At 62.7% G+C, this 23,329-nt stretch carries 23 protein-coding genes; 13 read left to right on the forward strand and 10 right to left on the reverse strand.

The window, feature by feature from the left end; translation table 11 throughout:
• Positions 1-7 precede the first annotated feature (7 nt).
• The 5 genes from ACTJKS_RS22530 to ACTJKS_RS22550 are packed head-to-tail and all read right to left on the reverse strand — an operon-like array spanning position 8 to position 5,320.
• Entirely contained in the window at positions 8-1,030 is a 1,023-nt protein-coding gene (locus ACTJKS_RS22530) for a GlxA family transcriptional regulator (protein WP_108182548.1), read from the reverse strand.
• A gap of 50 nt (positions 1,031-1,080) precedes the next feature.
• The gene (locus ACTJKS_RS22535; protein ID WP_262948296.1) at positions 1,081-2,202 is read right to left on the reverse strand and encodes an agmatine deiminase family protein; all 1,122 of its coding nucleotides are present in this window, start codon (positions 2,200-2,202) and stop codon (positions 1,081-1,083) included.
• A 47-nt stretch (positions 2,203-2,249) separates the two neighbouring features.
• On the reverse strand, positions 2,250-3,353 hold the full coding sequence (locus ACTJKS_RS22540) for an extracellular solute-binding protein (RefSeq protein WP_262948294.1): 1,104 nt from the start codon (positions 3,351-3,353) through the stop codon (positions 2,250-2,252).
• A gap of 2 nt (positions 3,354-3,355) precedes the next feature.
• Positions 3,356-4,264 (reverse strand): N-carbamoylputrescine amidase, encoded by a 909-nt coding sequence (gene aguB, locus ACTJKS_RS22545; RefSeq protein ID WP_262948292.1) that lies wholly within the window; start codon positions 4,262-4,264, stop codon positions 3,356-3,358.
• 3 nt (positions 4,265-4,267) lie between these two features.
• A complete protein-coding gene (locus ACTJKS_RS22550; RefSeq protein ID WP_198758774.1) occupies positions 4,268-5,320 on the reverse strand; it encodes an agmatine deiminase family protein in 1,053 nt (350 codons plus the stop codon).
• Between the two features lie 111 nt (positions 5,321-5,431).
• Here ACTJKS_RS22550 and ACTJKS_RS22555 point away from each other — a divergent pair, with 111 nt between their 5' ends.
• Entirely contained in the window at positions 5,432-6,292 is an 861-nt protein-coding gene (locus tag ACTJKS_RS22555; protein ID WP_198758773.1) for a LysR substrate-binding domain-containing protein, read from the forward strand.
• Here ACTJKS_RS22555 and ACTJKS_RS22560 read toward each other — a convergent pair.
• Complete coding sequence (locus ACTJKS_RS22560; RefSeq protein WP_108182542.1) at positions 6,270-7,196, reverse strand: LysR family transcriptional regulator; 927 nt, start codon at positions 7,194-7,196, stop codon at positions 6,270-6,272. The two genes, ACTJKS_RS22555 and ACTJKS_RS22560, sit on opposite strands and share 23 nt — an antisense overlap.
• A 122-nt stretch (positions 7,197-7,318) precedes the next feature.
• On the opposite strand from ACTJKS_RS22560, the gene ACTJKS_RS22565 reads away from it, so the two are divergent.
• The 5 genes from ACTJKS_RS22565 to phnE all read left to right on the forward strand — a co-directional run bounded on the left by ACTJKS_RS22565 (position 7,319) and on the right by phnE (position 11,224).
• On the forward strand, positions 7,319-7,711 hold the full coding sequence (locus ACTJKS_RS22565) for a RidA family protein (protein ID WP_198758772.1): 393 nt from the start codon (positions 7,319-7,321) through the stop codon (positions 7,709-7,711).
• A gap of 270 nt (positions 7,712-7,981) precedes the next feature.
• Positions 7,982-8,845 carry a putative selenate ABC transporter substrate-binding protein gene (locus ACTJKS_RS22570; RefSeq protein ID WP_041072554.1) on the forward strand — a complete coding sequence of 288 codons (864 nt, stop codon included), beginning with the start codon at positions 7,982-7,984 and terminating at the stop codon, positions 8,843-8,845.
• Complete coding sequence (locus ACTJKS_RS22575; RefSeq protein ID WP_108182540.1) at positions 8,842-9,639, forward strand: phosphonate ABC transporter ATP-binding protein; 798 nt, start codon at positions 8,842-8,844, stop codon at positions 9,637-9,639. Before ACTJKS_RS22570 ends, ACTJKS_RS22575 begins: the two co-directional genes overlap by 4 nt.
• Positions 9,633-10,460 (forward strand): PhnE/PtxC family ABC transporter permease, encoded by an 828-nt coding sequence (locus ACTJKS_RS22580; RefSeq protein ID WP_108182539.1) that lies wholly within the window; start codon positions 9,633-9,635, stop codon positions 10,458-10,460. Before ACTJKS_RS22575 ends, ACTJKS_RS22580 begins: the two co-directional genes overlap by 7 nt.
• A complete protein-coding gene (gene phnE, locus ACTJKS_RS22585; protein WP_108182538.1) occupies positions 10,457-11,224 on the forward strand; it encodes a phosphonate ABC transporter, permease protein PhnE in 768 nt (255 codons plus the stop codon). Before ACTJKS_RS22580 ends, phnE begins: the two co-directional genes overlap by 4 nt.
• Positions 11,225-11,234: 10 nt before the next feature.
• Here phnE and ACTJKS_RS22590 read toward each other — a convergent pair whose 3' ends face one another.
• The gene (locus tag ACTJKS_RS22590; protein ID WP_108182537.1) at positions 11,235-12,008 is read right to left on the reverse strand and encodes an AraC family transcriptional regulator; all 774 of its coding nucleotides are present in this window, start codon (positions 12,006-12,008) and stop codon (positions 11,235-11,237) included.
• 200 nt (positions 12,009-12,208) lie between these two features.
• Between ACTJKS_RS22590 and ACTJKS_RS22595 the strand changes: the two genes are divergently transcribed.
• From ACTJKS_RS22595 to ACTJKS_RS22620, 6 genes are all read left to right on the forward strand, one after another.
• Entirely contained in the window at positions 12,209-13,837 is a 1,629-nt protein-coding gene (locus ACTJKS_RS22595) for an APC family permease (protein ID WP_262948285.1), read from the forward strand.
• 22 nt (positions 13,838-13,859) lie between these two features.
• Positions 13,860-14,786 carry a 4-hydroxyproline epimerase gene (locus ACTJKS_RS22600; protein ID WP_198758768.1) on the forward strand — a complete coding sequence of 309 codons (927 nt, stop codon included), beginning with the start codon at positions 13,860-13,862 and terminating at the stop codon, positions 14,784-14,786.
• A gap of 51 nt (positions 14,787-14,837) precedes the next feature.
• Positions 14,838-15,785: a dihydrodipicolinate synthase family protein gene (locus ACTJKS_RS22605; protein WP_086790997.1), complete on the forward strand. Its 948-nt coding sequence runs from the start codon at positions 14,838-14,840 to the stop codon at positions 15,783-15,785.
• Positions 15,786-15,843: 58 nt separating this feature from the next.
• A complete protein-coding gene (locus tag ACTJKS_RS22610; protein WP_262948284.1) occupies positions 15,844-17,421 on the forward strand; it encodes an aldehyde dehydrogenase (NADP(+)) in 1,578 nt (525 codons plus the stop codon).
• Between the two features lie 2 nt (positions 17,422-17,423).
• Complete coding sequence (locus ACTJKS_RS22615) at positions 17,424-18,689, forward strand: NAD(P)/FAD-dependent oxidoreductase (RefSeq protein WP_262948282.1); 1,266 nt, start codon at positions 17,424-17,426, stop codon at positions 18,687-18,689.
• A 68-nt stretch (positions 18,690-18,757) separates the two neighbouring features.
• On the forward strand, positions 18,758-19,720 hold the full coding sequence (locus ACTJKS_RS22620) for a Dyp-type peroxidase (RefSeq protein WP_262948280.1): 963 nt from the start codon (positions 18,758-18,760) through the stop codon (positions 19,718-19,720).
• Between the two features lie 27 nt (positions 19,721-19,747).
• On the opposite strand, the gene ACTJKS_RS22625 is transcribed toward ACTJKS_RS22620, so the two are convergent.
• From ACTJKS_RS22625 to ACTJKS_RS22635, 3 genes are all read right to left on the reverse strand, one after another.
• Positions 19,748-21,736, reverse strand: coding sequence for a peptidase U32 family protein (locus ACTJKS_RS22625; RefSeq protein WP_041072532.1), 1,989 nt, complete (start codon positions 21,734-21,736; stop codon positions 19,748-19,750).
• Positions 21,737-21,886: 150 nt separating this feature from the next.
• Entirely contained in the window at positions 21,887-22,051 is a 165-nt protein-coding gene (locus ACTJKS_RS22630; protein ID WP_186448437.1) for a hypothetical protein, read from the reverse strand.
• A 108-nt stretch (positions 22,052-22,159) separates the two neighbouring features.
• Positions 22,160-22,402 carry a DUF465 domain-containing protein gene (locus ACTJKS_RS22635; protein WP_041072529.1) on the reverse strand — a complete coding sequence of 81 codons (243 nt, stop codon included), beginning with the start codon at positions 22,400-22,402 and terminating at the stop codon, positions 22,160-22,162.
• Positions 22,403-22,606: 204 nt separating this feature from the next.
• On the opposite strand from ACTJKS_RS22635, the gene ACTJKS_RS22640 reads away from it, so the two are divergent.
• A complete protein-coding gene (locus ACTJKS_RS22640) occupies positions 22,607-23,128 on the forward strand; it encodes a DUF4142 domain-containing protein (protein WP_198758764.1) in 522 nt (173 codons plus the stop codon).
• Positions 23,129-23,329: the final 201 nt, after the last annotated feature.

A 23,329-nucleotide genomic window follows, 5' to 3' on the forward strand; every position in this document is an offset into this window, starting at 1 on the left:
CCACGGTCTATTTGACCAGGCGTTTTTCCCTGGACGGTCGATAACCGAAAAACGCGCTGTAGCACTTGCTGAAATGGCTCGGCGAAACGAAACCACAGGCCACCAGCACTTCCATCTGCGACAGCTCGGTGTGCTGCAACAGGCGCCGGGCTTCAGTGATGCGCAATTCCAGGTAATAGCGTTGCGGCGTGGTGCCCAACTGCTCCTTGAACAAACGCTCCAGCTGTCGCCGCGAGCGCCCGGCGTACACCGCCAGTTGCTCCAGCTCCAGCGGCTCTTCGAGGTTGGCGTCCATCAGCTTGACCACCTCGCGCAACGGTGCACTGACGCAAAGGTTTTCATCCGGTTTGATCCGCCGATACCGCGACTCCTCGAACGCCAGGATGTCCTCGATACCTTCGACCAGCGCCTTGCCGTGCAGGCCCTTGATCCAGTCCAGCGCCATATGGAAAGCCCCGGACGGACTCGCCGCCGTGAGCCGGTCGCGATCGATCACATAAGGCTCGCTGCTGACCTGGGTGGCCTTGGCAATTTCCGTGAGCGCCGGACGGTGTTCCGGATGAATCGCGCAACGGTAACCATCGAGCAGGCCGGCGCGGCCGAGAAACCACGCACCGTTCCACAAACCGGCCAGACTGACCCCGCGCTCCGGCGCCGAGCGCAGCAGGCTGATCAACTCCTCGCTCGCCTTCAGCTCAGTGCGGTAGCCGCCGCACACCACCAGCAAGTCCAGATCCGCAAGGCTGGCGGCGTCAATCCGCGCATCCGGGCGAATCACCAACCCCAGGTCGCTGATCACCTCACCCTCGCCCAGCCCGAACGTGCGCGAGCTGAACAGTCCGGCGCGCAACAGGTTGGCGGTGATGATCGTGTCCAGCGCCTGGGTGAAGGCCGGCAGCGAAAAATGCTCCAGCAACAGAAAACCGGTGCGGGTGATGCGGGTCTCGGCGGCTTGCTCATTCAGATAGCGGAGGTTTTTGCCCTTCATGCCTCCGCTGAATTGACGTCGTTCGATCAAGGTCTGGCCCATCGGTCATGTTGTTATGCGCCGATAGTTGGCTTGATGGGCCAAAGAGTCAATCACGCTTGCGGCTGATGACTGGTCACGCAGTGAATCCCGCCGCCACCGGCAGCGATCGCATCGATGTTCAGCAGCTCGACTTTGCGCTCCGGGTACAGCTTCGACAACAAGTCGCAAGCCTTCTGATCGGCTGCCTTGTCGCCGAATTCCGGGGCGATGATCGCGCCGTTGATTACGAAGTAGTTGATGTAACCGGCGGCGAAGTCCGGGTTGTTCTGGTTGAACTTGCTTTTGCGCGGCTTGAGCGGAGGCGAAATCGTGTGGATCTGCAGCGGGCGACCGTCAGCGTCGGTGGCTTTCTTGAGAATTTCCAGGTGCGCCAGCGTCACCTGGTGATCGTAGGACTGTGGATCGGTGTCGAGGTTGACGATCACCACGCCGGGCCTGACGAACCGCGCATAGAAATCAACGTGGGCGTCAGTGATGTCCTTGCCCTTGATCCCCGGCAGCCAGATGATTTTGCGCAGGCCCAGACGCTCCTTCAGTTCGGCCTCGACATCGGCCTTGCTCCAGCCGGGATTGCGATTGCTGTTGATCCAGCTGCTCTCGGTCATGATCCCGGTGCCGTGGCCGTCGACTTCGATGCCGCCACCCTCGCCCACCAGCTCGCTACGCAGGTAGGTCGCCTGTGCATCGGCGGCCACTCGCGCGGCGATTTTCGCGTCCTTGCTGTGCCGCTGCTTGTTGCCCCAACCGTTGAAATTGAAGTCCACGGCGCCAAGCCCGCCCTTGTCGTCGATGACGAAATTGGCGCCGATGTCACGCATCCAGATGTCGTCGAGCGCGGCGGTCACGTAGGTGACGTTGCGGGTGCCGCAATATTCTTCGGCGAGGCTGCGTTCGCCACTGCGACACAACACCGTGACCGGCTCATAACGGGCAATGGTGCGGGCGATGCGGCCCAGCGCGGCTTGCACATCTGCGGTGAAATCCTCCCAGATTGCATCCTGCGCGCCGAACGCGATGAAGGCGCGCTCGTGCGGGTCGCCCTCGTCGGGCATGAACCAATCCCCCGCGCTGGCCGCCAGCAGTTTGCCGGGGGCCAGGCCAAGGCCCATGACCGCGGCGCTGACACCTGCAGCGACCGATACCTGTTTGATGAACTCACGACGCGTCGACATAACGGGCTTTCCTGAAAGGGGCCGGCGACCGGGCGCCGGCCGTTGAATCATGGGTGGGTGGCGGTTTTGAATTTGGTCCAGGTGCGCATGCGGGCGCGCATATCAGCCTGAGGAATGTCCTTGCCCGGGATCAATCGAGCATAGGTCGCCTCGTCGAGGTAGATGTCCGGGTTATTGCGCATCGCCGCGTCGACGCTGGCCCGTGCCTTGGCGTTGGAAGTCGGGTAACCGGTGAAATTACTGATCGCCGCCATGTTCTCCGGGCGCATCACGAAGTTGATGAAGGCGTAGGCGTATTCCGGATGCCGGGCATCGACCGGAATCGCCATGGTGTCCATCCACACCGTGGTGCCTTCGCGCGGGATGCGGTACTCGAAGCGGGTGCTCTTGCCAGCGCTGTCCGAGGTGCGCTGGGCCTGGGTCATGTCGCCGCTGTAACCCAGCGACAGGCACAGGTTGCCGTTGACCAGATCGGTCACCGGTTGCGACTGAAACTTGCGCACGTACGGCCGCAGCTTCATCAGCACCTCACTGGCCGCCGCCAGATCCGCCGGTTTCGCGCTGCGCGGGTCTCGGCCCAGATAATTGAGCACCACTGCCAGCACTTCGTCCGGCGAGTCGATCAACGAAATGCCACAGTCGGCAAACTTCGCCGCCAGCTCCGGTTTGAACAGCATGTCCAGGCTATTGACGGGGGCATCAGCCATGCGCTGTTTGATCTGCGCTGCGTTGTAAGTCAGGCCGATGGTGCCCCAGGTGTAGGGCACGGTGGCCTGGCTGGAATGTTGGTAATGGCTGCGCAGTTTCTGCAAACCGGGCTCGATGTCGGCCAGCGCTGTCAGCTTCGATTGATCCAGCGGCATCAGGCTGCCGGCACGCATCAGGCGCTCGGCCACGGTGTCGCCGGGGAAAATCAGGTCATAGCCGCTGCCACCTGAAAGCATCTTCGCTTCGAGGGTTTCACTGCCGTCCATGACGTCGTAGATCACCTTGATCCCGGTTTCGGCGGTGAAGCGGCTCAGGGTGTCTTCGGCAAAATAATCGGCCCAGTTGTACAGCCGCAGGGTTTTGTCCTCGGCATGCAGCGACGGGATCACGCAAATCAATGTCAAGCCCAGAACACCGAGCAGTCGTTGGTGGTGCGAAGCCATGTTCAAACCCCTTGAGTGGTCCAGCGTGCGTGAAGGTGGTGGCCGTCCTGACTGAGCAGCGCGCCATACATGTCCGGGCGCCGGTCGCGGTAAATGCCCCAGCTCAGGCGCTCTTCGCGCATCGCGTCGAGATCGAGGCTGTGCACCAGCACGCCAGTGCTGTCGCGGTCGGCTTCGGCCAGCAACTTGCCCTTGTGATCGCTGATGAACGACGAACCGTAGAAGTTCATCTGCAGCGCCTGATCGGTGCTCGCCACTTCTCGCCCGACCCGGTTGGCCGCCACCACCGGCAGCAGGTTGGCGGCGGCATGGCCGCGCATGGTCATCTGCCAATGGTCGCGAGAGTCCAGCGCCGCGCAACCCGGCTCGGAGCCGATAGCCGTGGGAAACAGCAACACTTCAGCGCCCATCAGCGCCAGACAACGCGCGGTCTCGGGAAACCATTGATCCCAGCAGATGCCCACGCCGAGGCGGCCGAACGCGGTGTCCCAGACTTTGAAGCCGCTGTCGCCGGGGCTGAAATATTCCTTCTCCTGATAGCCGATGGCGTTGGGGATGTGGGTCTTGCGATACACCCCCGACAGACGCCCGTCGGCATCGGCCACGCTCAGCGAATTGAAGTAGGCATTGCCAGCCTTTTCGAACCAGCTCAGCGGCAGCACCACGCCCAGCTCTTTGGCCAGCGCGGCGAAACGCTGCAGCACGCGGCTGTCGCGATACTCCTCGGCCAGCGCCAGATGTTTGTGGCTCTGTTCGATGCAGAAATACGGGGTGGCGAACAGCTCCTGCAACAGGATCACCTGCGCGCCCTTCGCGGCGGCCTCACGCACCAGCTGCTCGGCCTGATCGAGGTTGCGCGGCAGGTCCCAGGTGCACGGCATCTGAGTGGTGGCGATGGTCAGATGGCTCATCGCTCAACCCTCCACTGGCCAGGCGGGTTGCTGCTGGGTGATGCAGTGCACCCCGCCGCCGCCATGGGCCAGATGATTGATGCGCACCGGCACCACTTCGCGTCCGGGGAACGCCTGCGCCAGCACTTTCGCCGCCGCTTCGTCGGCCTCGATGCCGTAGGCCGGCATGATGATCGCGCCATTGGCGATGTAGAAATTGGTGTACGAGGCGCAGAACACTTCGGCTTCGGTATCGACGGCTTCGCTGGCTTCGTAGAGTTCGATCAGCTCGAACTTGCGCCCCTGAGCGTCGGTCGCCAGCTCCAGTGCGCGGCGGTTTTCGCGCACCACTTCGGCGTACACCGAGCTTTGGTCGTGGGTCGCATCCACCAGCAACACGCCGGGACGGGCGAAGGCGCAGACGCCATCGACGTGGCCATCAGTCATGTCGCCGGTGACGTAATCAGGATCGCCCGGCAACCAAATGGTTTTCTTCACGCCGAGCAAGCGACTGAAGATTTCTTCCATTTCAGCCTTGCAGATGTCCGGGTTGCGATTGGGATTGAGCAACACCGACTCGGTGGTGATGAGCGTCCCCTCGCCATCAACGTGAATCGCCCCGCCTTCGTTGCTCAACGGCGTGCCAAAGCATTCCAGCCCCAGGTGATTGAGTGCACGGCGTGCCAGGCTTTCGTCCAGCTCGTGCGCCGACTTGCCGCCCCAGGCATTGAAGCGCCAGCTGACACCGGCCAGTCCTTGTTGCGGGTGGCAGACAAAGCTCGGGCCAGAGTCGCGGCACCAGCTGTCGTTGACCGCCAACGGGATCAGCTCGATGTTCGGTCCGCACAGCGCTTTGGCGCTCGCTAGCGCCGACGGATCGACGACCATTTTCACCGGCTCGAAACGGGCAATGGCATTCGCGACCCGGGCGAAATCCTCTTGCACCTGCGGCAAAGTCACACGCCATCCCGATTCCCACAGCGCCTGGTTGTGCGGCCAGACCATCCAGGTGGCAGCGTGGGTGGCCCACTCCGCCGGCATCATCCAAGCGCTGTTTTTATTGTCATTGTGCTGCATGATATGTCTCGCAAGTTAAGCCAATGTGTTCACGCCGACCATGCTACGGACGCGCAAACAGGCAAACAAACGATGGATTTTGCGCAGAAATGATTAGAGGAACTTATCGATATGCTCAAACACTGGCCACCGCTCAGCTCCCTGCGCGGCTTCGAAGCGGCGGCGCGCCTCGGCAGTTTTCACAAGGCGGCCGATGAGTTGCACCTCACCCAATCGGCAATCAGCCAGCAGATCCGCAGCCTTGAGGCGTACCTCGAACAGCCGCTGTTTTTTCGCAACGGTCGCAGCGTCGCGCTGACCGATGCTGGCCACGATTTGCTCAGCACCACTCAGGCGATGTTGCAGCAACTGGCGGTCGGCATCCGGCGTCTGGGGCAATATCAGAAGCCCAATCAACTGGTGCTCAACACCACGCCAGCCTTCGCCCGACATTGGTTGTTGCCGCGTCTGGCGGATTTTCGCGCTCGATATCCAGAGGTGGACCTGTGGATCTACAGCACCGATGAAGTGCCGGACATGGCCACGCAAACCATCGATCTGGCAGTGCGCGACGACATCAGCTCGCAGGCTGAATGCAGCTTCAAGGTGCTGCATGCCGACCGCCTGTTTCCGGCGTGTCATCCAAGCGTTTTGGCGCAGCCTGCCGCGCAGCGCACCACCCTGCACGGTGAGCGGGAAATGGACTGGAGCCATTGGGCAGTGGAAGCCGGGGTCGATGTCGGGCAGCAGGATCAGGGGCTGAATTTTTCCGATCCGGGCTTGTTGCTCGATGCCGCTGCGGCGGGGTTGGGGATCGCGCTGGTCAGTCAGTTGCTCAGCCACCAGGCGCAGCAAAACGGACTGTTGCTGCCCCTGGTGGAGCAAACCATTCGCGGCCCGAACTGGGCGCTGCTGACCCATCGCGACAGCGAGAATGACCCGATGGCGCGATGCCTCAGTGAATGGCTGATCAATCAACTTGGCGAGTCATGAGCGGCGCATGTTGCGCCATCAGCTCGACGATCCAGTCAATGAACACCCGCAGCTTCAGGCTGACATGCCGGTTCGGCGGGTACGCCACGTAGAGCGGCATCGGCTCGAGTTGCCAGTCCTCGAACAGCGGCACCAACTCACCCCGAGCCTGATGCGCGTGCGACATGTACCTGGGTAACCACAGCACGCCCATGCCGGCCAGACCTGCCGCAAGGTAAGCGTTGCCGTCATCGACGGCGAGTACGTGGCGGCCCTTGATCTGCAGGTGTTCGCTGCCATTGTGCAAGGCGTAAGGCACGGGTTTGCCGGTGCGCGCCCAGAGAAAGCCGACCACCCGATGATGGGAGTCTTCCAGCTCGCGGGGATGCTGCGGCGTGCCGGCGCGGGCCAGGTAAGTGGGCGCGGCGAAGACACCGAGTTGCAGGTCGGCTACCCGCCGGGCCATCAGTGACTGGTCGAGCAATTCACCGCCGCGCACCACGCAATCGACGTTCTCATCGATGATGTCGACGATGCGGTCACTGACCCCCATGTCGATCTGAATATCCGGATAACGCGCGTGAAACTCAGGCAATGCCGGCATCAGAATCAGTCTCGCCAGCGGGCTCGGCACATCGACGCGCAAGCGCCCTCTGGGCAATGCCGAGGCGCCGGACAAACTGGTTTCGGCGTCGTCCATGTCGGCCAACAGTTTGATCACTCGCTCGTAATAGATCGCACCGTCGGCCGTGACGTTGACCTTGCGCGTGGTGCGGTTGAGCAACTTGACCCGCAGCCGTGCCTCCAACTGCTGCACCAGCTGCGTCACCGTGGTCTTGCTCATGTGCAAAGTCTCGGCAGCCTTGGTGAAACTGCCCGCCTCGACCACCCGGGCGAACGCCTGCATTGCATCGAAACGGTCCACTTCGCGCCCTCTGATTGTTTGGAAAATGCAAACAGTGAACGCCAAGGTTGCGCGTTTATCCCCCTTACGCAAGCCCCTAAAGTCACTCCATCAACAACCACCAAAAAATGATGGAGACACCCATGACCCAACGCGACGTCGTTTTCCCGCCTGCCCGCCATGCACTTTATGAGCGTCATCGCTATTCACCGGCCATTCGTTCCAATGGCTTTCTGTTCGTCTCCGGGCAAGTCGGCAGCCGTGAAGACGGTTCGCCCGAGCCGGATCTGCAGGATCAGGTGCGCCTGGCGTTCAACAACCTCAATGCGATCCTCAATGCCGCCGGTTGCAGCTTCGCCGATGCGGTGGACGTCACGGTGTTCATGATCGATCCACAATCGACTTTCGAAACCATCTGGGAAGTGGTGCCGGAGTTCTGGGGCAGCGCGCCGTATCCGACGATCACTGCGGTCGGCGTGACCTGGCTGGCCGGGTTTCAGTTCGAGATCAAGGTGATTGCCAGAATCCCCGTGTAGGAGCTGCGGCACGCTGCGATCTTTTGATCTTCAATCGAAATGTAAAGATCGCAGCCTCGTTTCACTCGACAGCTCCTACAGGTGTTTTCGTGGTGACAGCGGCAGTGGGCTGCAGGAAATGTGGAGCAAAACATCGCCGGACAAGCGCGCTGGCCTTTCACGGCGCGGCTGCGTATAACCTGGCCGTTTCGTCTAACCTGATTGAGCGCCCGGGCGCGACACCGCGCCCGGTGGCGCTTAGAATGCGACGCTCATGAAACGGAGATTTCCATGCTCAAACGAACCCTGGCACTGACTGCTGGTCTGGCCCTGTCTTTTTCTGCTCTGGTGGCGCATGCCGCCGATGTGTTGCGGGTCAGTGCAATTCCCGATGAAGCCCCGACCGAATTGCTGCGCAAATTCGAACCGCTGGGGGCCTATCTGGAGCAGCAACTGGGCATGAAAGTGCAGTTCGTTCCGGTGGCCGACTACCCGGCAGTGGTGGAAGCGCTGGCGACCGATCGCCTCGACATGGCCTGGCTGGGCGGGTTCACTTTCGTTCAGGCACGCCTGAAGACCGACGCCACCACCCCGGTGATTCCGCTGGTGCAGCGCGAGCAGGATGCGCAGTTCACCAGCAAGTTCATCACTGCCGACCCGAACGTGAAGAGCCTGGCCGACCTCAAGGGCAAGACCTTCGCCTTCGGCTCCGTGTCGTCGACCTCCGGCAGCCTGATGCCGCGTTACTTCATGCTCAAGAACGACAACATCAAGCCTGAAGCCTATTTCAGCCGCGTCGCCTACTCCGGTGCGCACGACGCCACCGTCGCCTGGGTCCAGGCCGGCAAGGTCGATGCCGGTGTGCTGAACGCCAGCGTCTGGCAGAAACTGGTGGACGCCGGCAAAGTCGATACCAGCAAGGTGCACGTGTTCGCCACGACCCCGGCCTACTTCGATTACAACTGGACCGTGCGCGGCACCCTCGACCCGGCGCTGGCAGCGAAGATCAAGAAAGCCTTCCTCGACCTCGACCCGGCCAACCCGGAGCAGAAGAAGATTCTTGATCTGCAGGCGGCCAGCCGTTTCATCGACACCAAGCCCGAGAACTACAAGGGCATCGAGGAAGCTGCTCGCGCCGCCGATCTGTTGAAATGACCCTGAGCCTCAAACAAGGCCGCCTGCACCACGCCAATGGGGTCGACGCACTACGTGGAGTCGATCTGCAGATTGCGGCGGGTGAACAGGTGGCGATCATCGGTCCGTCCGGGGCCGGTAAATCCAGCCTGTTGAACCTGCTCGCCACCGCGTTGCGCCCCAGCAGCGGTGAAATCGAGGTGCTGGGTGAACGCCCCTGGCACCTTTCCGCCCGCCAACGGCAACGTCTGCGCGCACGAATTGGCCTTGTGCATCAGGCCCCACCGCTGCCGCCGCGCCAGCGTGTGGTGACGGCGGTACTGGCCGGCAAGCTCGGGCAGTGGAGTCTGGGCAAGAGCCTGCTCAATCTGCTGCATCCGACGGATATTCCCGGTGCCCGTGCCGCCCTCGCCCGCCTGGATCTGGGCGACAAACTCTTCGCTTACTGCCAGCAATTGTCCGGCGGCCAATTGCAGCGCGTAGGCATTGCCCGGGTGCTGTATCAGGCACCGGAGATTCTGCTGGCGGACGAACCGGTGTCGGCGATGGACCCGGTGCTCGCCGGGCACACCCTGTCGATCCTCTCCCAGCACGCGCGGGCGCATAACGTCACGCTGGTGGCGAGCCTGCATGCGGTGGAGCTGGCGCTGGCGCACTTTCCGCGCATCATCGGCTTGCGCGACGGCCAGATCCTGTTTGACAGCCCTGCCGAGCAGGTCAGCCGCGAAATGCTCGACACGCTGTACGCCAATGAGCAATTGCAAAGCCCGACGACGCCCAGTGCGCCGCTGATTGTGCAGATCCCGCGATGCTGACGGCTGATTCCCGCGACCCGGCCGCCGCGCCGCGACTGCTGCTGACCCTGCTGGCGATTGCCCTGCTATGGCCGGGCATCCAGCTCAGCGAACTGGACCTTGGCGTGCTGCTGCACAGCGACAGCCAGACCGAAATGGGCCGCTTCATCTCCGGGTTCTGGCCTCCGGCGCACGACCACGATTTTCTCCAGTTACTGCTCAAGGCGACCCTGCAAACCCTGGCCATCGCCACCGCCGGCATGGCGTTGGCGTTGCTGCTGGCGGTGCCGGCCAGCCTGATAGCCAGCCGCGCGCTGTCGTTGTCGGCGGCGTCCCGCAGCGGCATTCCCAGTCGGCTCGGGCGCTTGCTGCGTTGGCCGGTGCGCGGACTGCTGATCTTCTTGCGCAGCGTGCCGGAAATCGTTTGGGCGCTGCTGTTCGTGCGTGCTGTCGGCCTCGGCCCGGCGGCGGGTGTACTGGCGATCGCAATCACCTACAGCGGCATGCTCGGCAAGGTCTACGCGGAGATTTTCGAGTCCACCGACCAACGCCCGGCGCATGCCTTGATGCAGGCCGGCAGCGGACGACTCGCGGCGTTCGCCTACGGGATTCTGCCGAATGTCGCGGCGGAGCTGCTGTCGTACACGGTGTATCGCTGGGAGTGCGCGATTCGTGCCTCGGTGGTGATGGGGTTTGTTGGCGCTGGTGGCCTCGGCCAGCAGATCGACCTGTCGCTGCGCATGTTCGCCAGCGGTGAAGTGGCGAGCATGTTGCTGACCTTCCTGATTCTGGTGCTCGGTGCCGACCAACTCAGCCGCCTGCTGCGCTGGAGGCTGACATGAATCGCCTGATCAATCTGCTGCTGATCGTCGTGATTGGCGTCGCGGTGATCGCCTCGTTCGGCTACCTCGAACTCGACCTCGGCGAACTGGGCGGCGCCACCAGCCTCAAGCAAATGGCCGCGTATGCACAACGTTTTCTCAGCCCGGACCTGAGCGCCACGCATTTGCAGGCGATCCTCAAGGGCGCGCTGGAAACCCTCGCCATGTCGGCCCTCGGCACCCTGCTCGCGGCAGTGTTCGGCATTCTCGTCGCGCTGCCTGCGGCCGGGCGTTTCGGCTGGCCGCTGCAAAGCGCCTCGCGCCTGTTGCTTAACGGTTTGCGGGCGATTCCGGAACTGGTGTGGGCGGCGCTGATGGTGCTCGCCGCCGGCCTCGGCCCGAACGCCGGCACCCTGGCGCTGGCCCTGCACACCACCGGCGTGCTCGGTCGACTGTTCGCCGAAGCGCTGGAGAATACCCCGCCAGAACCGGCCGAAGCGATCCGCTTGCAGGGCGGCAATCCCGTGCTTGCCTTCTGCTACGGCACCCTGCCCAACCTCGCCCCGCAATTGCTCGCCTATTGCCTGTATCGCTGGGAAAACAACATCCGCATGGCCAGCGTGCTGGGCTTCGTCGGGGCCGGTGGTTTGGGGCAGATGCTGTATGTCAGCCTCAGCCTGTTTCAGGAAGCGCAGGCGAGCACGGTGATTCTGGCGATGCTGATTCTGGTGCTGGGCGTGGATTCGCTGAGTGCCTGGAGCCGGCAGCGCTGGGTCAAGGCCTGACAGGCAAGCCTCACTGCGCCGTCGCCAACCGATACTGGCGCGGGGTGAATCCGGTCGAGGCCTTGAACTGCCGGGTGAAGGCGCTGTGGTCGGTATAGCCGCACTGCAGCGCCACCTCGGTGATCGGCAACTCGCCGTGCAACAGCCGATGCGCGTGCTCAAGACGCACTTTCTGGATCATCTGCCGCGGCGTCAGGTGGAACACCCGTTTGCAGTAGCGCTCCAGTTGCGCCACTGAAATTCCGGCGATGCGTGTCAGTTCGCTCAGGCTGACGCGCTGATTGAAGTTCGCCCGAATGTACTCGTCCACCGCCGCCAGTCGCTGATACGCCGGATGGGTTTCGCTGGCGGTTTGCAGGTCGACGGAAATGCCCGCCAGGCCAATGATCCGGTTATCACGATCGTACAGCGGACGCTTGTGGGTCAGGCACCAGCCGGGTTCGCGGCTGCCGTACAAATGCAGCTCCAGCTGATCCTCCAGCACCCATCCCTCTTCCAGCACGCGCCGATCCTGCTCGGTGTAGCCCGGGCCAAGTTGCGCCGGAAACACTTCGGCGCTGGTCTTGCCGAGTAACGGTCGCAGGTCTTTCAAACCGCAGCGCTGTACTAGCGTCTGGTTGGCCATGACGTAGCGTGCCTGCGGATCCTTGATGAAGATCGCCGCGTTGGGAATCACGTCAAGCATGGGCAACAGCAGCGCCATGCTGGCGAGCAGATCGTCGAGGCATTGCGCTCGGCTCGCCTCGTTCTGCTGGCTCAGGATCGCAAACGCATTCTGCGTCATGACTGTCACTCCCCACTGTGCGCATTGGCTTGCGCGCAGATTGCCCGATGGCTGGCAGCCTGTCGAGCCGGGCCTTTGCCGTGGGCCATTGTGCTGATTTCGTCATCGACACCGGCAAAAAACATCAATCGCGCAGCGCCTGACAAGTTCACTGTAGCGCCACTGCACGCCCCTCCAACAACCAACAAGAAGGCGACGCTATGACAGGCCAAGGCAAGTTCAAGAAACAACTTTCACTGATAGACCTCACGTTCATCGGACTGGGGGCGATCTTCGGTTCAGGCTGGTTGTTCGCGGCCAGTCATGTGTCGGCCATCGCCGGCCCGGCGGGGATTTTTTCCTGGCTGCTCGGCGGTTTCGCCGTGTTGCTGCTGGGCATTGTCTACTGCGAATTGGGCGCCGCGCTGCCCCGTGCCGGTGGCGTGGTGCGGTACCCGGTTTACTCCCACGGCCCGCTGCTCGGTTACCTGATGGGCTTCATCACGCTGATCGCGTTTTCCAGCCTGGTGGCGATCGAAGTGGTCGCCTCGCGGCAATATGCAGCAGCGTGGTTTCCCGAGTTGACCAAGGTCGGCTCCAGCGACCCGACCGTGCTTGGCTGGTTCGTGCAGTTCGGGCTGTTGTGCCTGTTTTTCCTGCTCAATTACCGCAGCGTGAAGACCTTCGCCATGGCCAATAATCTGGTCAGCGTGTTCAAGTTCATCGTGCCGCTGCTGGTGATCGGCGTGCTGTTCAGCTTCTTCAAACCGGCCAACTTCCAGATGCACGGCTTTGCGCCATTCGGCCTGTCCGGGATCGAAATGGCCGTGTCGGCCGGCGGGGTGATTTTCGCGTATCTGGGCCTGACGCCGATCATTTCGGTGGCCAGTGAAGTGAAGAATCCGCAACGCACGATTCCGATTGCGCTGATCCTGTCGGTGCTGCTCTCCACCGCGATCTACGTGCTGCTGCAGACCGCGTTCCTCGGCGGTATCCCGACCGAAATGCTCGCCAATGGCTGGGCCGGTGTCGCCAAGGAACTGGCCCTGCCGTATCGCGACATCGCCCTGGCACTGGGCGTCGGCTGGCTGGCGTATCTGGTGGTGGCCGATGCGGTGATCTCGCCTAGCGGCTGCGGCAACATCTACATGAACGCCACGCCACGGGTGATTTACGGCTGGGCGCAGACCGGGACCTTCTTCAAGATCTTCACCCGCATCGATGAAAAATCCGGCATCCCGCGCCCCGCGCTGTGGCTGACCTTTGGCCTGTCGGTGTTCTGGACCCTGCCGTTCCCGTCGTGGGAAGCGCTGATCAACGTGGTCTCCGCCGCGCTGGTATTGAGCTACGCCGTGGCCCCGGTGTCGGTGGCCGCCCTGCGCCGCAGCGCGCCGGGCATGCCGCGTCCGTTCCGGGTCAAGGGCATGAATGTGCTCGGGCCAGTGTCGTTCATCATCGCCGCGCTGATCGTCTACTGGTCGGGTTGGGGCACCGTGTCGTGGTTGCTCGGCCTGCAAATCCTGATGTTCGTGATCTACCTGCTGTGTGGTCGCCTGGTGCCGACCGCGCACCTGAATCTGGGCCAGCAAGTGCACTCTTCGGCGTGGCTGATCGGCTTTTACGCGGTGACCATCCTCCTCTCCAAACTCGGCAGCTTCGGCGGTATCGGCGTGCTCAGTCATCCGTTCGACACCGTGATCGTCGCGGTCTGCGCCCTGGGCATCTACTACTGGGGTGCGGCCACCGGCGTACCGGCACACCTGATTCGTCTGGAAACCGAAGACGACGAAAGTGAAGCCGCTGAATCCTCCACCCATTCGGCAACGGGCCAACGCCCGGCGCACGCCTGATATTCACTGAAGGGACGCGTTCATGAAACGACTGCACATCATCGACTCCCACACCGGCGGCGAACCCACACGCCTGGTGATGAAGGGCTTCCCCGACTTGCCCGGCAACAGCATCGCCGAGCAGCGCGATGCCTTGCGCGAAGGCCACGATCAATGGCGCCGCGCCTGCCTGCTGGAACCGCGTGGCAACGACGTGCTGGTCGGCGCGCTGTACTGCGCGCCGGTCTCGCCGGACGCCACCTGCGGGGTGATTTTCTTCAACAACGCCGGTTACCTCGGCATGTGCGGGCACGGCACCATCGGCCTGGTCAACTCGCTGCATTACCTGGGCCTCATCGAACCGGGCGTGCACCAGATCGACACCCCGGTCGGCCCGGTCAGCGCGACCCTGCACGAGGACGGCGCGGTAACCCTGGGCAACGTCCCGGCGTACCGCTATCGCAAACAGGTGCCGGTGGACGTGCCCGGCCACGGCCGAGTGTTCGGCGATATTGCCTGGGGTGGCAATTGGTTTTTCCTGGTTTCCGAACACGGCCAGGACCTGCAGATGAGCAACGTCGAAGCCCTCACCGAGTACACCTGGGCGATGCTCAAGGCCCTCGAAGCCCAGGGCATTCACGGCGAGGACGGCGCGCTGATCGACCACGTCGAATTGTTCGCCGACGATGCCAAGGCCGACAGCCGCAACTTCGTCATGTGCCCGGGCAAGGCCTACGACCGCTCGCCCTGCGGCACCGGCACCAGCGCCAAACTCGCCTGTCTGGCCGCTGACGGCAAACTCGCCGAAGGTCAGGTCTGGACGCAGGCGAGCATCACCGGCAGCCGGTTCGAAGGGCGCTTCGAATGGCATGGCGAACGCGTGCGCCCATTCATCACCGGGCGCGCCTACATGACCGCCGACGCCACCCTGCTGATCGACGAGCAGGACCCTTTCGCGTGGGGCATCTGACCTGCCCCGCTTTTTTACCGATCTGAATGAATCTCCCGAGGAGCTACAACAATGAGCGATAACATCTTCACTGGCTGCATTCCCGCACTGATGACCCCATGCACCGCCGAACGCAAACCGGACTTCGACGCCTTGGTCGCCAAAGGTCGCGAACTGATCGATATCGGCATGAGCGCGGTGGTTTACTGCGGCTCGATGGGCGACTGGCCGTTGCTGACCGAAGCCGAACGTCAGGAAGGCGTGGCGCGTCTGGTGGCCGCCGGGGTGCCGACCATCGTGGGCACTGGCGCGGTCAACAGCCGTGAAGCGGTGTCCCACGCCGCGCACGCTGCAAAAGTCGGCGCCCATGGCCTGATGGTGATTCCACGCGTGCTGTCCCGTGGTGCTTCGGCGACTGCGCAAAAAGCCCACTTCGCCGCGATCCTCAAGGCCGCACCGAACCTGCCGGCGGTGATCTACAACAGCCCTTACTACGGCTTCGCTACCCGCGCCGAGCTGTTCTTCGAACTGCGCCGCGAGTATCCGAACCTGATCGGTTTCAAGGAGTTCGGCGGTGGCGCCGACTTGCGCTACGCCGCCGAGAACATCACCTCGCAGGACGATGCCGTGACCCTGATGGTCGGCGTCGATACGCAAGTGGTGCACGGTTTCGTCAACTGCAACGCCACCGGCGCGATCACCGGCATCGGTAACGCTTTGCCACGCGAAGTGCTGCAGCTGGTGGCGCTGAGCAAACAAGCGGCCAAGGGCGACGCCAAGGCCCGGCGTCTGGCGCGCGAACTGGAAGCAGCGCTGGCGGTGCTGTCGTCGTTCGATGAAGGCTGCGATCTGGTGCTGTATTACAAGCACCTGATGGTGCTCAACGGCGACCGCGAATACGCCCTGCACTTCAACGAAACCGACGCTTTGAGCGATGCCCAGCGCCGTTACGCCGAGACCCAGTACGCGCTGTTCCGTCAGTGGTACAAAAACTGGTCCGCCGAGCAGAACCTCGCCTGATCGCAGTCCCTGCCCCGGTGCGATATCGGGGCCTCACCTCTTTTATCAAGGAAGCGCCATGACTCTGACAGGCCACATGTTGATCGGCGGCCAAGCCATTGCCGGCAGCCGTGAAGCGATCCGTGCGATCAATCCCGCCACCGATGCGGTGCTGGAACCCGCGTACGCCGGGGGCAGCAGCGAGCATGTCGACCAGGCCTGCACACTGGCGTGGCAAGCGTTTGATCAATATCGCGAGACATCCCTCAGTGCTCGCGCCGAATTTCTCGAAACCATCGCCAATGAGATCGACGCCCTCGGTGATGCGCTGATTGACCGCGCCGTGGCCGAAACCGGCCTGCCGCGCGCACGTATTCAAGGCGAACGCGGACGCACCTGCGGGCAATTGCGCACTTTTGCCCGTACCGTCCGTGCCGGCGAATGGCTGGACGTTCGCGTCGATCAGTCACAACCACAACGCCAGCCACTGCCCCGTTCTGATCTGCGCCAGCGGCAGATCGCGCTGGGGCCGGTGGCCGTGTTTGGTGCAAGTAATTTTCCGCTGGCGTTCTCCGTGGCGGGCGGCGACACCGCTTCGGCGCTGGCCGCCGGTTGCCCGGTGATCGTCAAGGCGCACAGCGCGCATCCCGGCACTAGTGAGCTGGTCGGTCAGGCGCTGACGCGCGCGGTGAAAAAGTGCGCGTTGCCCGAGGGTGTGTTCTCCCTGCTGTTCGGTTCCGGCAATGAAGTGGGAATTGCGCTGGTCAGCGATTGGCGCATCAAGGCCGTGGGCTTCACCGGGTCGCGCAGTGGCGGCCTCGCCCTGAGCCGAGCGGCGCAAGCGCGGCCGGAACCGATTCCGGTGTACGCGGAAATGAGTTCGATCAATCCGGTGCTGCTGTTTCCCGCAGCGCTCGCCGCTCGCGGTGAGGCGTTGGCGCAGGGTTTTGTCGCCTCGCTGACTCAGGGCGCCGGGCAGTTCTGCACCAATCCCGGGCTGGTCATCGCTCGCCAAGGGACGGCACTGGACGCTTTCATCGCAGCGGCCGCCGAGCTGATCCAGCGCAGCCCCGCGCAGACCATGCTCACGCCGGGGATCTTCCGCGCCTATGAAACAGGCGTCGGCGCGCTGGCCGAACATCCGCAGGCGCAACGCGTGGCCAGCGGCCGCGCGGCTGAAGGGCCGAACCAATGTCAGGCGCAATTGTTCGTCACTCCGGCGCAAGACTTCATCGCTGACGGGCGTCTGCAAGGTGAAATATTCGGCTCGGCATCGCTGATCGTGCCATGCGCCAACGACGATGAAATCCGTCAGATCTGCGAACACCTCGAAGGCCAGTTGACCGCCACCCTGCACCTGGATGACGCCGATCTGGATCAAGCCCGGGCCTTGTTGCCGACACTGGAGCGCAAGGCCGGACGTCTGCTGGTCAACGGCTGGCCGACCGGGGTCGAAGTGTGTGACGCGATGGTGCATGGCGGGCCGTTCCCGGCCGCCTCGGATTCGCGCAGCACTTCGGTCGGCACGGCGGCGATCCTGCGCTTCCTGCGTCCGGTGTGTTATCAGGATTTCCCCGACAGCCTGCTGCCGCAGCCGCTGAAACAGGCAAATCCGCTGCACTTGCGGCGCTTGCTCGACGGCCTGAGGGAAGCCTGAACATGCCTGACAACCTCACAGCGGACCACGCCGATATCGCGGTGATCGGTGCCGGCATCATCGGCGTCGCCTGCGCTCTGCAACTGGCGCGTCAGGGTAAAAGGGTGGTGGTCATCGACAAGCAGCCGCCCGGTCATGGCGCCTCGTTCGGCAACGCCGGGCACCTGGCCACCGAGCAGGTGTTTCCGATTGCCGACGCGTCGATCCTCAAGCGTCTGCCGGCGATGCTGATGGACCCGATGGGCCCGCTGCGCCTGGACTGGAAATACCTGCCGTGCGCCGTGCCGTGGTTCACCCGTCTGTTGCTGAACCTGCGCCCGGCGCCGTTTCAGCGCACCGTAGCCGGCTTGCGCGCGCTAAATGAAAGCAGCCTCGACGCCTGGAAGCGCTTGCTGCACAGCATCGCCCGCCCCGACCTGCTCAAGGAGGACGGCTCGCTGCTGGTCTTCGAGCGCGTCGAATCGCGACAAGCCGTCGACGCCTTGCAGGCGCGCATGCGTCAGCAACAGGTGCCGGTGGATTTCTGGTCGGCCAGCGCCGTGCGAGAAAGTGCGCCGCAGCTCAGCGAACAGATTCAGGGCGGATTGTTCTACCCGCGCACCGGGCACTTTCTCGACCCGTATCAGGTGGTGTGTGAACTGGTGAGTGCGGCGAAAACGGCCGGCGTGCAGTTCATTCAGCAGGAAGTTCAGGGCGGCCAGTTGCAGGCGCATGGCGTGTCGTTGCTTACCGATCAGGGGCGTTTCAGCGCGCGGCAGGTGCTGATCGCCTGTGGTGCGCATTCGGCGAAGCTCACCGCCGCGCTGACCGGCAAGCAGGTGCCGCTGGACACCGAACGCGGCTATCACCTGATGTTGCCGCATGAGCAAGGGCGCCTGCCGTTCGCCGTCACCTCGCTGGAGCGCAAGTTCATCATGACGCCAATGACCGGCGGCCTGCGCCTGGCCGGTACCGTGGAGTTCGCCGGCCTGCAGCGCCCGCCGTTCATGCAGCGCGCCTGGCAGTTGCACCGTTTGAGCAAAGGTTTGTTCCGTCATGATTTGAGCGCGGAGGACGCGACGCCGTGGATGGGCTTTCGCCCGTCGCTGCCGGACTCGCTGCCGGTCATCGACCAGGTTTGCGACGGCAAGGTGCTGCTCGCCTTCGGTCATCAGCATTTGGGTCTGACGCAGGCGGCGGTGACGGCGCAGATGGTCGCGCAGCTGATATCCCCTTCGGCAAACGCTGGCTTGCCGGCACAGGAGGCCTATCGACTGGATCGTTTCTGAGATACCGATGAAACGTTTTTGGTTTCATACTGAGCGCCGACCTTGGCCCCGCGCATATGGAACCGACGATGACCTCAGCAATGGATACCCCCGAGCCGCAAGCGATCTGCAACCCCATTACCAGCAGCGCGATCTTCATCGTCGCCACGTTGCTGCCCGGGAACGATGCAGCCAGTCAGGTGCGCGGCTGGTGCGGCGACATCGCCGCCCTCACCCGTTCGGTCGGCAAACGTGTGCCCAACGGCAACTTGTCATGTGTCTGCGGTTTCAGCGCCAGCGCCTGGGACACCCTGTTCGGCAGCCCGCGCCCGGCCTCGCTGCATCCGTTTCGTGAGTTCGGCGTCGAGGGCCGCCGTGCGGTGGCGACGCCGGGGGACATTCTGCTGCACATCCGTGCCGAGCAGATGGACCTGTGTTTCGAACTGGCTACGCAGTTGTGCAGCGCACTCAACGGCGCAACCACGGTAGTCGATGAGGTGCAGGGTTTCCGCTACTTCGACATGCGCAGCATCATCGGTTTCGTTGATGGCACCGAGAACCCGGTGGGCCGCAAGGCCGATCACTTCACGCTGATCGGCAACGAAGATCCGGCGTTCGAATCCGGCAGCTATGTGCTGGTGCAGAAGTACCTGCACAAGATGGAGGCCTGGAATGCACTGAGCGTCGAAGCTCAGGAAAAGGTGATCGGCCGCACCAAGCTGGCTGACATCGAACTCGGTGAGGAGGTCAAGCCGAGCAACTCCCACAGCGCCCTGACCACCATCACCAAGGACGGCCAGGAGCAGAAGATCCTGCGCGACAACATGCCGTTCGGCCGCCCGGGGGCTGGCGAGTTCGGCACTTATTTCATCGGTTACGCGCGCTCGCCGGAACCGATCGAGCAGATGCTGGAGAACATGTTTGTCGGCAAACCCGTCGGCAACTACGACCGTTTGCTGGACTTCAGCACGGCGGTTACCGGAGGATTGTTTTTTGTACCGTCAGCCGACTTGCTCGAAGACCTCGCGGAGCGCGAGCCCGAGCAGGCGTGACACCGTAGCGCCACGCCCGCCCGTCACTCAGTGTGGCGCGCGCGGGATGGTTTTCAGCAGGTCTTCCGGGCTGATGTGGCCCACCACGCTGCCCGGTTGCGGCATGTTGAGGATGTGGCCTTTCATCTTGCCGATGATGTGCATCTCGCACGGCTTGCAGTCGAACTTCAGGGTCAGCACTTCGTCGCCGTGAATCAGCTGCATCGGCGCGACTTTGGTGCGCACGCCGGTCACGCCCTTGGCCTGTTTCGGGCACAGGTTGAACGAGAAACGCAGGCAGTGCTTGGTGATCATCACCGGCACTTCACCGGCCTCTTCGTGCGCCTCGTAGGCCGCATCGATCAGCTTCACGCCGTGACGGTGATAGAAGTCGCGGGCCTTCTGGTTGTAGACGTTGGCCAGGAACGACAGGTGCGACTCCGGGTACACCGGCGGCGGCGTGGTTTCGGCCTTGCGGCTGCCACGCGGGTGCGCCGCAACGCGGGCGGCGGTCAGGGCTTCGATGACTTCACGGCGCAAGGCTTTGAGCTGCGAGTTCGGGATGAAGAACGCCTGCGGTGCGTCCAGTTTCACGTCGATGGCGTGATATTGGGTAGTGCCGAGCTGGCCGAGCAGATCCTGCAATTGCTCCAGCGCCTGCTCCGGCTTGTTGGCCACACCGAACGGGCCGTTCAGGGTCACGCTGGCGCTGATGCCCTCTTCACTGGTGGCAGTCAGTTCCAGCTGCTCTTCACGCAGGCGCGCCACCCAGCTCAGGGCCACGCGGCGTTCGGCGGAGGTCTTCAGCAGTGCCTGTTGCCAGTTGTGGTCGAGGTTGCGATTGAGCGGATGGTTCGGGCGCAGCTTGTACAGGCCTTCGGGCATTTCGTTCGGCTCGACGCGGTAGCGGTAGCGCTTCTCGCCGTCTTCTTCGAACTCGCCCTTCGGCTCGGCGATGTTGGCGCGGAAACCCACCACTTCACGCTTGACCAGCACGTTGAGGCCATCGCCGTTGGACAGCGGCTCCTGCGTCACCACCTGCATGTCACGCTTGCCGACTTTCTCGACGGTGCCCACGGGCAGGCCGGTGAAGGTCGGCGAGTCGAACGCGCCGATGTCGATCTTGCGATCGGTGACGAAGTAGTCGGTGCTGCCACGGTGGAAGGTCTTTTCCGGGTCCGGCAGGAAGAAATGCGCGGTGCGGCCGCTGGAAGCGCGGGCCAGATCCGGACGGTCTTCGAGCACGTCGTCGAGGCGCTGGCGGTAATAGGCCGTGATGTTCTTCACATAGCCCATGTCCTTGTAACGACCTTCGATCTTGAACGAGCGCACACCGGCCTCGACCAGCGCGCGGATGTTGGCGCTCTGGTTGTTGTCCTTCATCGACAGCAGGTGTTTTTCGTAGGCGATCACGCCACCCTTTTCGTCTTTGAGGGTGTACGGCAGACGGCAGGCCTGGGAGCAGTCGCCACGGTTGGCGCTGCGCCCGGTCTGCGCGTGAGAAATGTTGCACTGCCCGGAGAACGCCACGCATAGCGCGCCGTGGATGAAGAACTCGATGGCGGCATCGGTTTCATCGGCGATGGCGCGGATTTCTTTCAGGTTCAGCTCACGGGCCAGCACCAGTTGCGAGAAACCGGCCTGATCGAGGAACTTCGCCCGCTCCAGAGTGCGGATGTCGGTCTGGGTGCTGGCATGCAGCTCGATCGGCGGGATGTCCAGCTCCATTACGCCCAGATCCTGAACGATCAGCGCGTCGACGCCGGCGTCGTACAACTGGTGGATCAGCTTGCGGGCCGGCTCCAGTTCGTTGTCATGCAGAATGGTGTTGATGGTGGTGAAAATGCGCGCGTGATAACGGCGGGCAAACTCCACCAGTTCGGCGATTTCACTCACTTCGTTGCAGGCGTTGTGGCGCGCGCCGAAGCTCGGGCCACCGATGTACACGGCGTCGGCGCCGTGCAGGATGGCTTCACGGGCGATGGCCACGTCACGGGCGGGGCTGAGCAGTTCCAGGTGATGCTTGGGCAAGGACATAGTTTTTTTAGTCAGGCGGTCACGGTCAAGGCGCGCATTGTAGCCGCGAAACGCCCGAGCGGCACGCTTGTGCTGCCAAGTGGCAAATGTCCCGACGCCACTAAACGACACATCCCCTGCGATAACCGGCTTGCCAGCGCTTAGGGCCTGTCAATTGCCGGATCGGTCGAACGTATCCGGATCTTCGTCTTCAGGAAGATCATCATCCGGCTCTTCTGGATGACTTGTGGTGTGTGCCGGGCTATCGGGTTCCGGATGCGTGGGCACCGGGTCGAAAGCGCCCTGCTCTTCACTGGGAAATCTGGGTGTGTTCATGTGGCACCTCGCAAAGAGTCGCTAAGTGAAGACTCTGTACATTCGAGGTGCCGGTCGGGGGCGGCGTTCAGTCATTTCACCATCGCGCAGCGGTGAAGCGACTGACGGTCAGGATCGAGCCTGCAACTGGGCGACGATCTTGTCTTTGACCTGCAGGCGTTTTTCTTTGAGTTTTTTCAATGTGTCATCGCTGGGCGCATCCGAGGTTGCCGTCTCGGCCTTGACGACGTCGGCGTCCGCCTCGGAATACTTGTTGATCAGTGCATCCAGAAATGGATCCTCGGAGCGTTTTTGCTGGACCTCTTCCTTCGTTAGCTTCAAATCCTGATACAGGTCATGAGTCACCGGCATGGAACACCTCCGTCAGTTGATCGGCAGCCAACGCGACCGATGGCGTCAGCCTTTATCAGAATGGCCTCGGTTGAGGGGTTCTGTCGACCACCTGTCAGACCAGCGGTGGCCGTTCGTCGCCCTGTCGTAAACGCGATCAAACCTTTGCCCGCGCCATTGCCTCCATTGCATAACGTCAACAAAAACCTGTGTGGAGAAATACCAATGGACGGATTCAACCTGCGTCACCTCGTTCTGGCTGTCGCGTTGAGCAGCGGCATGGGCAGTGCCTTTGCCGCCACTTCCAACAGTTTCGTCGACAATGCCACAGCCGGCGGCATTGCGGAGATCGAGACCAGCCGCCTGGCCCTGGAAAAAAGCCAGTCGGCCGACATCAAGGCCTTCGCCAACATGATGATCACCGACCACGGCAAGGCCAACGATGAACTGGCGAGCATCGCCAAGGCCAATGACATCGAGGTGCCGGACAGCACCACCCTGGTCAAGCAGGCCAAGGAGAAGATCCTCGACATGCGCGATGAGTCCTTCGACGCCGCCTACGCCAACAATCAGGTCAAAGCCCACGAAGAAACCATCGAATTGTTCAAGAAAGAAGCGAACACGGTGACCGACGATAAGGTCAAGGGCGCCACGGAATTGAAAGCCTTCGCGCAGAAGATGTTGCCGGCGCTGGAAAAACACCTGACGGCCGCCAAAGAGCTGCAGGCCAAGCACCCAAGCAAGTAATCCGCGCGACTGCCCCACAAAGCCGCATCCTGCCGATGCGGCTTTTTTCATTCTGCGCCCCGCACCCTGCGCACGCCCGGCGCGCAAAAAACCGCCAGATGCGGCCATCCCGACTAGAGTTACCGGGGCCTTTCTTGCGCCAGATCAAAAATATCCTTGCGCAATGGAACAACTATTTTGAACGGCAAAGGTCACTGACTT

The sequence above is a fragment of the Pseudomonas sp. 22189 genome (genome assembly GCF_052045635.1).
In the GTDB taxonomy this organism is placed as follows: Bacteria; Pseudomonadota; Gammaproteobacteria; order Pseudomonadales; family Pseudomonadaceae; genus Aquipseudomonas; species Aquipseudomonas parakoreensis.

Bases quoted from the DNA above. Each gene is read 5' to 3' on its own strand.
- ACTJKS_RS22530 (WP_108182548.1), bottom strand. From the start codon at position 1,030: ATGGGCCAGACCTTGATCGAACGACGTCAATTCAGCGGAGGCATGAAG.
- ACTJKS_RS22535 (WP_262948296.1), bottom strand. From the start codon at position 2,202: ATGTCGACGCGTCGTGAGTTCATCAAACAGGTATCGGTCGCTGCAGGT.
- ACTJKS_RS22540 (WP_262948294.1), bottom strand. From the start codon at position 3,353: ATGGCTTCGCACCACCAACGACTGCTCGGTGTTCTGGGCTTGACATTG.
- aguB (WP_262948292.1), bottom strand. From the start codon at position 4,264: ATGAGCCATCTGACCATCGCCACCACTCAGATGCCGTGCACCTGGGAC.
- ACTJKS_RS22550 (WP_198758774.1), bottom strand. From the start codon at position 5,320: ATGCAGCACAATGACAATAAAAACAGCGCTTGGATGATGCCGGCGGAG.
- ACTJKS_RS22555 (WP_198758773.1), top strand. From the start codon at position 5,432: ATGCTCAAACACTGGCCACCGCTCAGCTCCCTGCGCGGCTTCGAAGCG.
- ACTJKS_RS22565 (WP_198758772.1), top strand. From the start codon at position 7,319: ATGACCCAACGCGACGTCGTTTTCCCGCCTGCCCGCCATGCACTTTAT.
- ACTJKS_RS22570 (WP_041072554.1), top strand. From the start codon at position 7,982: ATGCTCAAACGAACCCTGGCACTGACTGCTGGTCTGGCCCTGTCTTTT.
- ACTJKS_RS22575 (WP_108182540.1), top strand. From the start codon at position 8,842: ATGACCCTGAGCCTCAAACAAGGCCGCCTGCACCACGCCAATGGGGTC.
- ACTJKS_RS22580 (WP_108182539.1), top strand. From the start codon at position 9,633: ATGCTGACGGCTGATTCCCGCGACCCGGCCGCCGCGCCGCGACTGCTG.
- phnE (WP_108182538.1), top strand. From the start codon at position 10,457: ATGAATCGCCTGATCAATCTGCTGCTGATCGTCGTGATTGGCGTCGCG.
- ACTJKS_RS22590 (WP_108182537.1), bottom strand. From the start codon at position 12,008: ATGACGCAGAATGCGTTTGCGATCCTGAGCCAGCAGAACGAGGCGAGC.
- ACTJKS_RS22595 (WP_262948285.1), top strand. From the start codon at position 12,209: ATGACAGGCCAAGGCAAGTTCAAGAAACAACTTTCACTGATAGACCTC.
- ACTJKS_RS22600 (WP_198758768.1), top strand. From the start codon at position 13,860: ATGAAACGACTGCACATCATCGACTCCCACACCGGCGGCGAACCCACA.
- ACTJKS_RS22605 (WP_086790997.1), top strand. From the start codon at position 14,838: ATGAGCGATAACATCTTCACTGGCTGCATTCCCGCACTGATGACCCCA.
- ACTJKS_RS22610 (WP_262948284.1), top strand. From the start codon at position 15,844: ATGACTCTGACAGGCCACATGTTGATCGGCGGCCAAGCCATTGCCGGC.
- ACTJKS_RS22615 (WP_262948282.1), top strand. From the start codon at position 17,424: ATGCCTGACAACCTCACAGCGGACCACGCCGATATCGCGGTGATCGGT.
- ACTJKS_RS22620 (WP_262948280.1), top strand. From the start codon at position 18,758: ATGACCTCAGCAATGGATACCCCCGAGCCGCAAGCGATCTGCAACCCC.
- ACTJKS_RS22625 (WP_041072532.1), bottom strand. From the start codon at position 21,736: ATGTCCTTGCCCAAGCATCACCTGGAACTGCTCAGCCCCGCCCGTGAC.
- ACTJKS_RS22630 (WP_186448437.1), bottom strand. From the start codon at position 22,051: ATGAACACACCCAGATTTCCCAGTGAAGAGCAGGGCGCTTTCGACCCG.
- ACTJKS_RS22635 (WP_041072529.1), bottom strand. From the start codon at position 22,402: ATGCCGGTGACTCATGACCTGTATCAGGATTTGAAGCTAACGAAGGAA.
- ACTJKS_RS22640 (WP_198758764.1), top strand. From the start codon at position 22,607: ATGGACGGATTCAACCTGCGTCACCTCGTTCTGGCTGTCGCGTTGAGC.